This is a genomic window from Kluyvera sp. CHPC 1.2972 (assembly GCF_036759925.1).
Lineage (GTDB): Bacteria > Pseudomonadota > Gammaproteobacteria > Enterobacterales > Enterobacteriaceae > Kluyvera.
In genome coordinates, this window is sequence record NZ_JAPKIB010000001.1 from 621,594 (window position 1) to 635,919 (window position 14,326).

At 55.6% G+C, this 14,326-nt stretch carries 12 protein-coding genes; all 12 read right to left on the reverse strand.

Annotated features, from left to right (window positions below; translation table 11 throughout):
• Positions 1–31: 31 nt before the first annotated feature.
• The 12 genes from nuoL to lrhA all read right to left on the reverse strand — a co-directional run bounded on the left by nuoL (position 32) and on the right by lrhA (position 13,528).
• Positions 32–1,873 carry an NADH-quinone oxidoreductase subunit L gene (gene nuoL / locus V6944_RS02965; protein WP_333497822.1) on the reverse strand — a complete coding sequence of 614 codons (1,842 nt, stop codon included), beginning with the start codon at positions 1,871–1,873 and terminating at the stop codon, positions 32–34.
• Positions 1,870–2,172, reverse strand: a complete 303-nt coding sequence (gene nuoK, locus V6944_RS02970) for an NADH-quinone oxidoreductase subunit NuoK (protein WP_035892477.1) — start codon at positions 2,170–2,172, stop codon at positions 1,870–1,872. The genes nuoL and nuoK overlap by 4 nt, the downstream gene beginning before the upstream one ends.
• A complete protein-coding gene (gene nuoJ / locus V6944_RS02975; protein ID WP_185666813.1) occupies positions 2,169–2,723 on the reverse strand; it encodes an NADH-quinone oxidoreductase subunit J in 555 nt (184 codons plus the stop codon). Before nuoJ ends, nuoK begins: the two co-directional genes overlap by 4 nt.
• Positions 2,724–2,734: 11 nt before the next feature.
• Positions 2,735–3,277 carry an NADH-quinone oxidoreductase subunit NuoI gene (gene nuoI, locus V6944_RS02980; protein ID WP_333497823.1) on the reverse strand — a complete coding sequence of 181 codons (543 nt, stop codon included), beginning with the start codon at positions 3,275–3,277 and terminating at the stop codon, positions 2,735–2,737.
• 13 nt (positions 3,278–3,290) lie between these two features.
• Positions 3,291–4,268, reverse strand: coding sequence for an NADH-quinone oxidoreductase subunit NuoH (gene nuoH / locus V6944_RS02985; RefSeq protein ID WP_185666812.1), 978 nt, complete (start codon positions 4,266–4,268; stop codon positions 3,291–3,293).
• Positions 4,265–6,991, reverse strand: coding sequence for an NADH-quinone oxidoreductase subunit NuoG (gene nuoG / locus V6944_RS02990; protein WP_333497824.1), 2,727 nt, complete (start codon positions 6,989–6,991; stop codon positions 4,265–4,267). Before nuoG ends, nuoH begins: the two co-directional genes overlap by 4 nt.
• 95 nt (positions 6,992–7,086) lie before the next feature.
• Positions 7,087–8,424, reverse strand: coding sequence for an NADH-quinone oxidoreductase subunit NuoF (gene nuoF / locus V6944_RS02995; protein WP_115073851.1), 1,338 nt, complete (start codon positions 8,422–8,424; stop codon positions 7,087–7,089).
• Complete coding sequence (gene nuoE / locus V6944_RS03000) at positions 8,424–8,924, reverse strand: NADH-quinone oxidoreductase subunit NuoE (RefSeq protein WP_035892483.1); 501 nt, start codon at positions 8,922–8,924, stop codon at positions 8,424–8,426. Before nuoE ends, nuoF begins: the two co-directional genes overlap by 1 nt.
• Before the next feature lie 2 nt (positions 8,925–8,926).
• Positions 8,927–10,732: an NADH-quinone oxidoreductase subunit C/D gene (gene nuoC, locus V6944_RS03005; protein ID WP_115073849.1), complete on the reverse strand. Its 1,806-nt coding sequence runs from the start codon at positions 10,730–10,732 to the stop codon at positions 8,927–8,929.
• Between the two features lie 91 nt (positions 10,733–10,823).
• Entirely contained in the window at positions 10,824–11,498 is a 675-nt protein-coding gene (nuoB, locus tag V6944_RS03010; RefSeq protein WP_002913178.1) for an NADH-quinone oxidoreductase subunit NuoB, read from the reverse strand.
• Between the two features lie 15 nt (positions 11,499–11,513).
• Positions 11,514–11,960 carry an NADH-quinone oxidoreductase subunit NuoA gene (gene nuoA / locus V6944_RS03015; protein ID WP_185666810.1) on the reverse strand — a complete coding sequence of 149 codons (447 nt, stop codon included), beginning with the start codon at positions 11,958–11,960 and terminating at the stop codon, positions 11,514–11,516.
• A 626-nt stretch (positions 11,961–12,586) separates the two neighbouring features.
• On the reverse strand, positions 12,587–13,528 hold the full coding sequence (gene lrhA, locus V6944_RS03020; RefSeq protein ID WP_333497825.1) for a transcriptional regulator LrhA: 942 nt from the start codon (positions 13,526–13,528) through the stop codon (positions 12,587–12,589).
• Positions 13,529–14,326: the final 798 nt, after the last annotated feature.

The following is a 14,326-nucleotide window of genomic DNA, read 5'->3' on the forward strand; positions in this document are numbered from 1 at the left end:
TTTCATGGGGAGGAAACTCCTCCCCAACGAATTAACGCAATACCATCAACAACGCCAGCACCACCACGGCACCGATGCTCATTGACGCAACATACCAGCGCAGATACCCGTTCTCGCTCAGCACCAGGCCTTTGCCTGCGAAGCGGGAGAGGATAGCCGGAATGTTCATCAAGGCATTGAGCGGGTCGCGCTTCAGCAGCCAGGCGATGCCAAGGAACGGCTTCACGAACACCTTGTCGTACAGCCAGTCAAAGCCCCAGGCGTTATACCACCAGGTTCCGAGCAGGCGGCCAGGCGCGCTGTTGGCGATGGAGGTCACCAGCGTGCGTTTACCCAGCCACAGCCATGCGGCAATCAGGATCCCGGCAATCGCCACGACACCCGAGGTGATTTCCAGCGTCAGCACGCGGCCGTGTTCCAGTTCGGTCGTTGCCGGCAGTACGCCGTGCAGCGGTGGCACAATCAGCGCGCCGATAAAGGTCGACAGAATCATCAGCACGATCAGCGGCAGGTGGTGGGTAATGCCCTTCCCTGCGTGGGCGTGAATCTGCTCTTTACCGTGGAAGACGATGAAGATCATACGGAAGGTGTAGAGCGAGGTCATGAATGCACCGACCAGGCCCGCCACCATCAGGTTGATATGACCATTCGCCATCGCACCGGCGAGGATTTCGTCCTTACTGAAGAAGCCAGCGGTAATCAGCGGCAGCGCGGAGAGCGCGGCACCACCAACCAGGAAGCAGGCATACACCAGTGGAATCGACTTACGCAGGCCACCCATCTTAAAGATGTTCTGTTCGTGATGGCAGGCCAGAATCACCGAGCCGGACGCCAGGAACAGCAGCGCTTTGAAGAACGCGTGGGTCATCAGGTGGAAAATCGCCGCATCCCATGCCTGTACGCCAAGCGCCAGGAACATGTAGCCAATCTGGCTCATGGTGGAGTAAGCGAGTACACGTTTGATGTCGGTCTGTACCAGCGCGGCAAAGCCTGCCAGCACCAGCGTTACCGCCCCAATAATACCGACCAGATGCAGCACTTCCGGCGTCAGCAGGAACAGGCCGTGAGTACGGGCAATCAGGTAAACACCGGCGGTAACCATGGTCGCCGCGTGGATCAGCGCAGAAACAGGCGTTGGGCCAGCCATCGCATCCGCAAGCCAGGTCTGCAACGGCAGCTGCGCGGATTTACCTACCGCACCGCCCAGCAGCATCAGGGTTGCCCACATCAGCATGTTGTTGCCCGCCGCGAAGTGCGCCGGTGCCAGCTCAACCATTTCGCGGAAGTTCAGCGTGCCCAGTTCGTTGTAGAGAATGAACAGCGCGAACGCCAGGAAGACGTCACCGACACGGGTCACCACGAAGGCTTTCATGGCCGCCGCGCCGTTCTTCGGATCGGTGTAGTAGAAACCGATCAGCAGATAGGAGCACAGGCCCACGCCTTCCCAGCCGAGGTACATCAGCAGCAGGTTATCGGCCAGCACCAGAACGACCATGCTCGCGATAAACAGGTTGGTGTAGGCGAAGAAGCGGGAGTAGCCCTCTTCCCCACGCATATACCAGGAGGCGAACATGTGGATCAGGAAGCCGACGCCGGTGACCACGGAGAGCATGGTCAGGGACAGGCCATCCAGCACCAGGTTAAAACCGATGTTGAAGTCGCCGACGGACATCCACGTCCACAGCGGCAGGCTGAAGGCCTGCTTGCCGTTGGCGAAGAAATCCATGCCAGCATACGCCGTGACCAGCGCCGCGAGGCCAATCGACCCGACGCCAACGGTGGCGGAGAGATTCTCCGACCAGCGTCCGCGGGAGAAGGCCAGCAGAACGAAGCCAATAAATGGCAGAATAATGGTTAAGGCAAGCATGTTCATCCGCGCAACTCACTTACTGAATCGATGTTCAGGTTCTGGCGGCGACGATGGAGCTGCAGCAGCAGCGCCAGGCCAATACTCGCTTCCGCAGCCGCGAGGGTAATGGCGAGGATATACATCACCTGACCGTCGGTCTGGCCCCAGTAGCTGCCGGCGACCACGAAGGCCAGCGCAGCGGCGTTAATCATGATTTCCAGCCCAATCAGCATAAACAGCAGGTTGCGGCGGATAACCAGACCGGTTAAACCCAGCACGAATAAAATCGCCGCGAGGATCAGCCCATGTTGTAAAGGAATCATGCGTGTTCCTCCGTTTTCCTTTTCGCGCTATCGCCAGCGCGGTTGCTCAGCACTTCGCCCATGCGGTCTTCACGACCGATATGGAAGGCCACAACCAGGCCTGCCAGCAGCAGCATCGATGCCAGTTCAACCGCCAGTACGTACGGCCCGAACAGGGCGATACCCACTTCTTTGGCGCTGATAGCGTTACCGTCAATACCCTGGTCGTTCAGGCCCATGATGGCGTACACCATCACCGCCAGCAGCACGGCGGACAGTACCGCCGGGCCAATCCAGATTTGCGGCTTCAGCCACTGACGTTCCTGGGCGATTTCAGCGCCGCCCAGGTTCAGCATCATCACCACGAAGACGAACAGCACCATGATGGCGCCCGCATAGACGATGATCTCCAGCGCACCGGCGAAGTAAGCGCCCAGCGAGAAGAACACCCCGGCGATAGCCAGCAGCGAGACAATCAGATACAGCAGCGCGTGTACCGGGTTAGTGTGCGTAATCACTCGCAGGGTTGCGAGGACAGCAATCAGGCCACAGATATAAAAAGCGAATTCCATTGCCCCTCTCCTTACGGTAACAGGCTCTTGACGTCGATAGGCTTAGCTTCGTTCTCTGCTTCGCCCTTATCTTTGCCGTCGATTGCCATACCCGCCATCCGGTAGAAGTTATATTCCGGGTATTTGCCCGGACCGGAAATCAGCAGATCCTCTTTTTCGTACACCAGATCCTGACGCTTGTATTCGCCCAGTTCGAAGTCCGGGGTCAACTGAATCGCCGTGGTCGGGCACGCTTCTTCACACAGGCCGCAGAAGATGCAGCGTGAGAAGTTAATGCGGAAAAACTCCGGATACCAGCGGCCATCTTTGGTCTCTGCTTTCTGCAGAGAGATACAGCCAACCGGGCAGGCTACCGCGCACAGGTTACAGGCAACGCAGCGCTCTTCGCCGTCCGGGTCGCGCGTCAGCACGATACGGCCACGATAGCGCGGTGGCAGGTAGACCGACTCTTCCGGGTACATCTGCGTTTCGCGTTTGGCGAACGCATGCAGGCCGATCATCCAGATACTGCGTACCTGGGTGCCGAAGCCTACGAGTAATTCTTTTAAGGTCATGGTCTATAGCCCCTTATGGCTGCTGCCAGAGAATGACAGCCGCCGTTACCAGCAAGTTGATGAGCGTCAGCGGCAGGCACACTTTCCAGCCGAAGGACATTACCTGGTCATAACGAGGACGCGGTAACGACGCACGAATCAAAATGAACATCATCATGAAGAACGCGGTTTTCAGCGCGAACCAGATGAATGGCGGTAAGAACGGGCCTTGCCAGCCACCGAAGAACAGCGTCACGATCAGCGCCGACACGGTGACGATACCGATGTATTCACCCACGAAGAACAGACCGAATTTCATACCGGAATATTCAATGTGGTAACCATCGGCCAGTTCCTGCTCCGCTTCCGGTTGGTCAAACGGGTGACGGTGACACACCGCCACGCCCGCAATCGCAAAGGTAATGAAGCCGAAGAACTGAGGAATGACGTTCCACAGGTGAGCCTGGTTATTGACGATGTCGGTCATGTTGAATGAACCGGCCTGCGCCACCACGCCCATCAGAGACAGACCCAGGAACACTTCGTAGCTCAGGGTCTGCGCAGACGCACGCATCGCACCCAGCAGCGAGTATTTGTTGTTGCTCGACCAACCGGCGAACAGCACCGCGTAGACCGCGAGGCCCGCCATCATCAGGAAGAACAGGATCCCGATGTTGAGGTCGGCGACCACCCAGCTTGGGCTGACCGGCACAATGGCGAAGGCCAGCAGCAGCGAGGTGAAGGCGATAACCGGTGCCAGCGTAAAGATCATACGGTCCGTAAATTTCGGAACCCAGTCCTCTTTAAAGAACATTTTGATCATGTCGGCAACGAGCTGGAGCGAACCGCCCCAGCCCACGCGGTTTGGCCCGTAGCGGTTCTGGAACAGGCCCAGAAGGCGACGTTCGCCGAAGCTCATGAACGCCCCGCAGGTGACGACCACCAGCAGGATGACCACGGCCTTGATGATGCTAAGGAGGATCTCAATCAGATCCGGCGTTAACCAACTCATTGCTGTGCCTCCTGCAGATTCTCAAGACGCGCGCCCGCCAGTGCTGGAGCAATGCCCGGCATGCCCATCGGCAAACCAACCTGCCCTGCCACCAGCCCGCTGGAAATGACCAGCGGCAGCGTGACCGTCTGACCATCAAAGCTGAACGCCATCTTCGCACCTTCGTTTACGCCAAGCGCCGCGGCATCCGCCGGGTTGAGCTTGAGGTAAGGCTGCGGCATGCGGCTCTGGAACACCGGTGCGCGCTGTGACATCTCGTCGCTACCAAACAGATGGTAGTACGGGGCCACGCGCCATTTCCCGGCTTCAGCCTGGAAGCTTGCCGGTACGGTGGTGAAGTAATCCAGACCGTTGGCAGATGCTTCAATCAGACGTACGCCAGGGTCACCGTGACGCAGTTTGCCACCCACTTCCGCCTGGAACTTGTTCCATGCCTGCGGGGAGTTCCAGCCTGGAGCCCATGCAAATGGGATCTGCGAGCGCGGCGCGCCCGGCTGGTTGTTCCCTTCCATCGAGAAGGCGAACATGGTGTCTTTATCCTGCGGCTGACGCGGTTCGTGAACGCTGATGTTCGCGCGCATGGCCGTACGGCCACTGTAGCGGTGCGGTTCACGCGCCAGCTTCTGACCGCTAATGCGGAAGGTCGCGTCCGGCGCAGCATCTTTGATGCCAGCCAGCTGCGGCAGCGCCGCGACGGCTGCGTCAATCACGTGGTCCAGCTGAGTCCAGTCAACCTGACGGTTTTCCAGGGTGCTGTGCAGCGAGTGCAGCCAGCGCCAGCTTTCCAGCATGATGGTTTTGCTGTCGTAGTAGCTTGGGTCATACACCTGGAAGAAGCGCTGCGCGCGGCCTTCGTTGTTGATGACTGTACCGTCGCTTTCAGCGAAGCTTGCCGCCGAGAGCACCAGGTGTGCATGGTCCATAATCGCCGTGCGCTGATGGTCAATCACCATCACCAGCGGGGCTTTATCCAGCGCCGCGTTAACGCGGCTGACAGCCGCATGACGGTGCAGGTCGTTTTCGAGCACGATAACCGCATCGGCAGCGCCGCTTTCCAGTTCGTTCAGCGCGTCATCCAGAGAGCCGCCGCCAATCATGCCGAGGCCAACGCTGTTCACCGCACGGGCAATCATCGTTACGCCAACGTCAGAACCGCGGACTTTCAGGGCTTTCGCCACGTTAGCCGCCGCCTGAATCACTTCTGCGCTACCGGCGTTGGTGCCGGAGACGATCAGTGGTTTTTTCGCCCCGGCCAGCGCCTGAACGATCACGTCGATCTTGCCCTGCAGGTCACGATCGATACCGTCAACTGCCGGTGCGTTGTTGTCCAGCGCATGAGCAATGGCGAAGCCTAAACGCGCCTGGTCTTCTACCGGTGCGCGGTAGGTCCACGCGGCGATATCGTCCAGACGGGTGTCGTCAACGTTGGTGACAAACAGCGGATGTTTAGCACGTTGGCCGATGTTGAGGATTGCCGCAATCTGCCAGTCAGCCACTTTCTGGGCCGCCGCCATCTCGCGCGCTTTGCCTTTCACCGCCTGGCGAACCGCCAGCGCGACGCGAGCGCCGGTCTGGGTAACGTCTTCGCCCAGCACCAGTACCGCATCGTAAGATTCGATGTCGCGCAGCGCCGGAGTATGAATGCCGCCTTCGCGCAGCACTTTCAGCGCCAGCTGCAGACGTTCCTGCTCGCCTTTGGCGATGCCGGTATAGAAGTTATCCGCGCCCACCAGTTCACGCAGCGCGAAGTTGCTTTCTACGCTGGCGCGCGGAGAGCCGATACCAATCACTTTCTTCGACTGACGCAGAATATCCGCCGCGCCCTGCATCGCCTGCTCGGCGTTGAGGGTGATGAGGTCATCGCCACGACGTTGAACCGGCTGACGCGGACGGTCTTTCAGGTTCACATAGCCATAGCCGAAACGACCGCGGTCGCAGAGGAAGTAGTGGTTAACGGTACCGTTATAGCGGTTTTCGATACGACGCAGTTCGCCGTAGCGCTCGCCCGGGCTGGTGTTACAGCCGATGGAGCACTGCTGGCAGATGCTTGGTGCAAACTGCATGTCCCACTTACGGTTGTAGCGCTCGGAGTGCGTCTTATCGGTAAATACGCCGGTCGGGCAAATTTCAACCAGGTTACCGGAGAATTCGCTTTCCAGGGTACCGTCTTCTGGACGGCCGAAGTAGACGTTGTCGTGCGCGCCGTACACACCGAGATCGGTGCCGTCAGCGTAGTCTTTGTAGTAACGCACGCAGCGGTAGCAGGCGATGCAGCGGTTCATTTCGTGAGAGATGAACGGCCCCAGGTCCTGGTTACGGTGGGTACGCTTAGTAAAGCGATAGCGACGGAAGCTATGGCCGGTCATCACGGTCATATCCTGAAGGTGGCAGTTACCGCCCTCTTCGCAGACCGGACAGTCGTGCGGGTGGTTAGTCATCAACCACTCCACCACGCTCTCGCGGAACTGCTTCGCTTCTGCGTCGTCAATAGAAATAAAGGTGCCGTCAGATGCCGGTGTCATACAGGACATCACCAGGCGACCACGCGTGTCTTCCGCGTTCTGATATTGCTTCACCGCACACTGGCGGCAAGCACCGACGCTCCCAAGCGCCGGGTGCCAGCAAAAGTATGGAATATCAAGGCCCATAGAGAGACATGCCTGTAGCAGGTTGTCCGCTCCGTTGACCTCGTACTCTTTGCCGTCTACATGAATCGTAGCCATTAGCGTGCTTCCAAATTAAAAAATCGTTACCACTTCCTCATTCAGGCTGCCTCTGCGTTGGCCGCCTTGATGCAACCTGAATGCGTTTGTGGGAATCACCAGCGCGTCTTTAGCAGGTTCGGCTGAATCCCGTTAATTGCATGGGTGTTGCTGAACTGCTGCTTGATGCCTGCTTCGAATTCTTCGCGGAAATATTTAATGGCGCTCTGCAGCGGCTCAACCGCACCAGGCGCATGCGCGCAGAAGGTTTTACCCGGCCCTAAGAATCGACACAGTTGCTCAAGTGTCTCGATGTCGCCAGGCTGGCCTTCACCGCGCTCAAGGGCGCGCAGAATTTTGACGCTCCACGGCAAGCCGTCACGGCATGGCGTACACCAGCCGCAGGACTCACGGGCGAAGAACTCTTCCAGGTTACGCACCAGCGGTACCATGCCGATCTCGTGGTCGACGGCCATTGCCAGCGCGGTCCCCAGACGGCTACCCGCTTTACCGATGCTTTCAAACTCCATCGGCAGGTCAAGGTGCGATTCGGTCAGGAAGTCAGTCCCTGCGCCGCCCGGCTGCCAGGCCTTAAATTTCAGGCCATCACGCATGCCGCCAGCGTAGTCTTCAAGGATTTCACGCGCGGTGGTGCCAAACGGCAGTTCCCAGACGCCTGGGTTTTTCACGCGCCCGGAGAAGCCCATCAGCTTGGTGCCGGCATCTTTACTGGTGGAGATGTTCTGATACCACTCCACGCCGTTGGCCAGAATCGCCGGAACGTTGCAGAGGGTTTCCACGTTGTTGACGCAGGTCGGTTTACCCCATACGCCAGAGCTCGCCGGGAATGGCGGCTTAGAACGTGGGTTCGCACGACGGCCTTCAAGGGAGTTAATCAGCGCGGTTTCTTCACCGCAGATGTAGCGCCCTGCCCCGGTGTGCACGAACAGCTCGAAGTCAAAACCGGTGCCGAGAATGTTTTTCCCGAGCAGGCCCGCTTCGGTGGCTTCCGCAATGGCACGACGCAGGTGCTGCGCGGCTTCAATGTATTCGCCGCGCAGGAAGATGTAGCCGCGGTACGCCTTCAGGGCGAACGCGGAGATCAGCATGCCTTCCACCAGCAGGTGCGGCAGCTGTTCCATCAACAGGCGGTCTTTATAGGTGCCCGGCTCCATTTCATCGGCGTTACACAGCAGATAACGGATGTTCATGGATTCGTCTTTCGGCATCAGGCTCCACTTCAGACCGGTGGAAAAGCCCGCGCCGCCGCGCCCTTTCAGGCCAGCGTCTTTGACCTGGTTGACGATTTCGTCCGGGGCCATCCCGGAGAGCGCTTTACGCGCACCGGCATAGCCGTTTTTCGCCTGATACTCTTCCAACCACACCGGCTGCTTGTCGTCGCGAAGACGCCAGGTCAGCGGATGGGTTTCGGGAGTCAGAATAATATTTTTCATTATTTATACTGCTCCAGCAGGTCAGGAATGGCTTCCGGCGTCAGATGGCTGTGAGTGTCCTCATCAATCATCATGGTCGGCCCCTTGTCGCAGTTGCCCAGGCAGCAGGTCGGCAGCAGGGTGAAGCGGCCATCAAAGGTGGTTTGACCCGGTTTGATGTCGAGCTTCTTCTCAATCGCGGCCTGAATGCCCTGATAACCGGTGATGTGACACACCACGCTGTCGCAGTAGCGAATCACGTGACGGCCAACCGGCTGGCGGAAAATCTGGCTGTAGAACGTTGCCACACCTTCTACGTCGCTTGCCGGAATATCCAGAACCTCGGCAATCGCGTAAATCGCACCGTCCGGTACCCAGCCACGCTGTTTCTGAACGATCTTCAGCGCTTCGATGGACGCCGCACGCGGGTCTTCGTAGTGGTGCTTCTCGTGCTCAATAGCTTCACGCTCTGCCGCACTCAGCTCAAAAGCCTCGGTTTGTGGTTGTTGATTCTCGTGCATAATTAGCGGTCCACGTCTGACATAACAAAATCAATACTACCCAGATAGACGATAAGGTCTGATACCAGGCTGCCACGGATCGCCGACGGAATCTGCTGCAGGTGCGCATAGCTCGGCGTACGGATACGGGTGCGGTAGCTCATCGTGCTGCCGTCGCTGGTCAGGTAGTAACTGTTAATACCCTTGGTCGCTTCCACCATCTGGAAGGACTCCTGCGCCGGCATAACCGGGCCCCAGGAAACCTGCAGGAAGTGGGTGATCAGGGTTTCAATGTGCTGCAGCGTGCGCTCTTTCGGTGGCGGCGTGGTCAGCGGGTGATCCGCCTTGAACGGGCCTTCCGGCATGTTGTCGAGGCACTGCTGAAGAATGCGCAGGCTCTGGCGCAGCTCTTCCACTTTCAGCATCACGCGGGTGTAGCAGTCAGAAACGCCACCGCCGGTCGGGATTTCGAAGTCGAAGTTTTCGTAGCCAGAATATGGACGCCATTTACGCACGTCGAAGCCGATACCGGTCGCACGCAGGCCAGCACCGGTGGTGCCCCACTCCAGCGCTTCTTTTGCGGTATAAGCAGCAACGCCGACGGAGCGGCCTTTCAGAATGGTGTTACGCAGCGCGGCTTTCTCGTAGGAGTCCAGACGCTTCGGCATCCACTCGAGGAATTCACGCAGCAGACGATCCCAGCCGCGAGGCAGGTCGTGCGCCACGCCGCCGATGCGGAACCAGGCCGGGTGCATACGGAAACCGGTAATCGCTTCAACGAGGTCATAGATTTTCTGACGGTCGGTGAAGGCGAAGAAGACCGGCGTCATCGCGCCGACGTCCTGAATAAACGTCGAGATGTACAGCAGGTGGCTGTTGATGCGGAACAGTTCGGAGAGCATCACGCGAATCACGTTCACGCGGTCCGGCGTGGTGATACCCGCCAGCTTCTCTACCGCCAGCACGTACGGCATTTCGTTCACGCAGCCGCCGAGGTACTCGATACGGTCAGTGTACGGAATGTAGCTGTGCCAGGATTGACGCTCGCCCATCTTCTCAGCGCCACGGTGGTGGTAGCCGATGTCAGGTACGCAATCGACAATCTCTTCGCCATCAAGCTGCAGAATAATACGGAATGCACCGTGCGCAGACGGGTGGTTCGGGCCGAGGTTGAGGAACATGAAGTCCTCGTTTTCGGTCCCGCGCTTCATGCCCCACTCTTCCGGTTTGAAGGTCAGCGCTTCCATTTCCAGATCCTGCTTGGCTTTCGTCAGCTCAAACGGGTCGAATTCGGTGGCGCGCGCCGGGTAGTCTTTGCGCAGCGGATGGCCTTCCCAGGTTGGCGGCATCATGATGCGGCGCAGGTTCGGGTGGCCGTTAAAGGTAATGCCGAACATTTCCCAGGTTTCACGCTCATACCAGTTGGCGTTCGGGAAAAGTTTGGTGATGGTCGCGACGTTCAGGTCGTTTTCAGACAATGCCACCTTGAGCATGATATCGCGATTGCGGTCTATTGAGATCAGGTGGTAGAAAACGGAAAAGTCCGCGGCAGGTAAACCTTCGCGGTGCGTACGCAGACGTTCGTCCATGCCGTGGAGATCGAAAAGCATGACGTAAGGCTTTGGCAACCTCTTCAGGAAGTCGACAATTTCGAGCAGCTGTTCGCGCTTAACCCAAACAACGGGTATCCCGGTGCGAGTGGCCTGAACGGTAAAAGCATCCGGCCCAAAACGGTTGCGCAGTTCGCCGATGACCGGATCATCAAGGTGATCGCGGGTTTGCCATGCGGCTGCGTCTTGCGCGGTTAAATCGGTCATATTGTTCACCATTGCAAAAGGTCCGTGGTGACTGCGGTGTGGCCTTCGCGCTGTTGTATATTGATTTGCGAAGTCAAAAGATGCCACCGCCCGCAGGCGCAAATTAAATCTCGTCCGGTGTCCGCAGATTCGTCACCGCAATGCGTTCGCCGCGTTTACGCTCGCGCTCCGACTGCATGTTGGCGCGATAAACGCCCTGATCGCCAACAACCCACGACAGTGGGCGACGTTCTTTACCAATGGATTCCTGCAGCAGCATCAGCGCCTGCATGTAAGCTTCCGGGCGCGGAGGGCAGCCAGGAATGTACACGTCGACAGGAATGAATTTATCCACGCCCTGCACCACAGAGTAGATGTCATACATACCACCGGAGTTTGCACAGGCGCCCATTGAGATAACCCATTTTGGTTCCAGCATCTGGTCGTACAGGCGCTGAATAACCGGAGCCATCTTGGTGAAGCAGGTACCGGCTACCACCATCAGGTCAGCCTGACGTGGGGATGCACGCAGTACTTCCGCACCAAAACGCGCAACGTCATGCACCGCAGTGAATGACGTCACCATTTCAACGTAGCAGCAAGAAAGGCCGAAGTTGTAAGGCCAGATTGAGTTCTTACGGCCCCAGTTGACCATGTCGTGAAGCGCGTGTTCGAGTTTCCCCATGTACACGCTTTTGTTCACCTCTTGCTCCAGGGGATCGGTAACAATCTCCTGTTTTTGCAGGGGGTAACGGTCGTTCTCACCGTTAGGATCTATGCGGGTGAGCGTATAATCCATCTTATTGCCTCGCTTTTACTGCGTATTACGGTTAGTGACGCTGTCGGTTTCTGGGTTAGCCAGCGTGCGGCGAGAACGCGCAGGCGTCCAATCAAGCGCGCCAATGCGAACGAGGTAAACCAGACCGGCCAGCAGCACAAATATGAAAATGGCGGCTTCGATAAAGCCAACCCAACCGCTTTCGCGAATGGACGTTGACCAGGCGTAGAGGTATAGCGCTTCAACGTCGAAGATGACGAAGAACATGGCGACCAGATAGAACTTAGCCGACAGACGCAAACGGGCGGAGCCAACGGAGTCGATACCCGATTCAAACGGGGTGTTTTTGCTTCTTGCGCGTGCGCGACCACCAAGGTACCAGCCGCCGATTAACATCAGGCAGCACAGGCCAATGGCAATGATCAGAAAGATAGCGAATGCCCAGTGATGAGCGATGATTTCAGTGGATGTTGACATACGCAAAGCTTTACCAAATAGGTAGCATTACCACCTCTGCTCTTACCGGCAGATGGACGCTACATCGATTCATGGGGAGGATTAAAAAACCAACAAACAGCCCAATTCGAAACATAGACCGCAAAATGTGGAGGTTTTTTACTCCTTTCTATAACCTTTTGTCAACTTTAACAAAAGTTTCCTCACATTAATTTACATCAAAAGCATTTCATTAACATTACGTGCCCTTTGATTTGATTCAGCTCAATAGACCCTGCGGTTTACCTGTTGTTGAATCGTGTCCGTTTTGTAGCGATAACAAGAATAACCCTTCTATTTTGACAGGATTTTCTAATGATTCCTCCCCCCAATGAGGAGTATTTTCTTGATCTAAGACACGCTTTTGTTAATTCGACCCGCAAAACGGCAACAATCTATCCGTTTTTTTAACATTAGCAGGTGATATGACGTTGCGTTTGATGGTATGCCGTTTGAAGAGGAAAATAATTCTAATTACATGATTATTATCACATTATCAGATTTATTTTTTTTCTGACCACGTAGAAGTACGAAAAAAGAACCGCAAACTGAATTTTCTTCGTCTACGATTCTTTTTTGCATTTACATTTTGTTACTACATTTCGAGCGACTTGTTAATCAAAGTCCCTTTCATGAATAAGGGAATTATCTCCCCCTTCCGGGGTATAGCTGCCGCCATTCGGCCACGGATCGTAACGCTGTTCCTGAGACTGGAAAATCATCTGCGCCAGCTCGTTTTCGCTCTCAACGTTGTAGCTGAGCATATACTCCGTTTCCGGCAGATCCGGCATCCCCTCTCCTTTGCCAAGGGCGCGGAGATCCGGGCTCATCATTTCAGCCGGACGACCGGTGACGCCAAGGCCTGCTTTAACCGCTGCACGAACGGCGGAGAGCGTCGAGGCAACGTACGCCAGACGCCAGGCGATACCTGCGGCATCCAGCGTGTGGATAATCATGTCGCGGAACGGGCTTGGATCGTCAAGCAGTACCAACGGCACCGGCTCTTCCGAGCGCAGGGTAAATTCCGCCGCACAGTACCAAAGCGTAGGCGACGTACGCAAAATCGTCGACTCAAAGCCTTCCAGCGGATGCGTGGTCAGTGCCAGATCGACCTCTTTGCTTTTCAGCATCTCGGCCATGACGCAGTGACGTTTAACCCGCACATCCAGCGCTAGCTTTGGATAGGCGGAACTAATGCGGTTCAAGAGGAAGGGAAGAATAGTATCAGAAGATTCATCTGATGAGCCGAGCGTTAGCTGCCCCTGCAGGGAGCTAAACATTAGCGATGTGCATGCTTCATCGTTGAAGCGCAGAATTTTTCGCGCATAGCCCAGCAGCTGGATGCCATGTTCGGTGAGGAGCTTATTACGCCCATGGCGGGCAAAAAGCTCTTTCCCCACCAATTGTTCGAGGCGTTGCATTTGTTGGCTTACGGCGGATTGAGTACGGCACACTGCCGCCGCCGCCGCCGCGAAGGTGCTCAGGTCAGCGACAGCAACAAAGGTTCTCAGCAGATCGAGATCGAGATTCAGTATCGGACGATTGGCATTTATCATATTAATCCACTTACAGGTTCGGGGTTCCGACCTGCCTAATTGATGCTGCACTCAAAAGTTCAGGCTAATCCTTTAAATCATCTTTCACCAATCATTGACGAATGACTGCCTGATGAGTGTCAGTATTAAATTTTCTGTTACTAACGTGAGTAACAGTTCCTTTTGCAATATATCCTTTGCCCTGAGGCTAATAATCCGCTTCGTTCTACGTTCACTCTCGCGTAAGAAGTTGTAGGGGTGCCACCGCGATAATGCATCAGAATGAAGGTTGTACGTATAAAAGAAGCCAATAAATCCAATGAATAACATCAAGTTATGGAATCAACCTTGATAATCATCAACAAAAACAGCTAATGAGAGTCTGGTGCTCGTCTTCATATTAACCGAAAACCATAGAATTTATAAGCCTTAAATAAGTTCTATCTCAATAAAGAAAAAGGTTTAGATTCAAAACAATTTAAGAAATCTAACAATTCACAGGCATTACTTTTCAAAATATAAGAAAATATTAATTTTCATCATAAGCAATCCTTAACATCAACTTCACAAAAATGGGTATCATCCCTAATCCTTATTCGCCTTTATTTAATTAAAAATTAAAAATGTTGAAGAATGCTTAAAGTATATCGAGTTGTCTTAGCACCTAAGCTAAATCATTTTCTTTTTACCAGATGTAAAACCTATGTATCACTTAAAATGCAGTGATTTAAACTATTGAACAATAAATTAACAAAACATCCCACAACGATAGCCCGCATCAAGCAGTAAAAAACAATGTAACGGCAACGTAAGATGCAC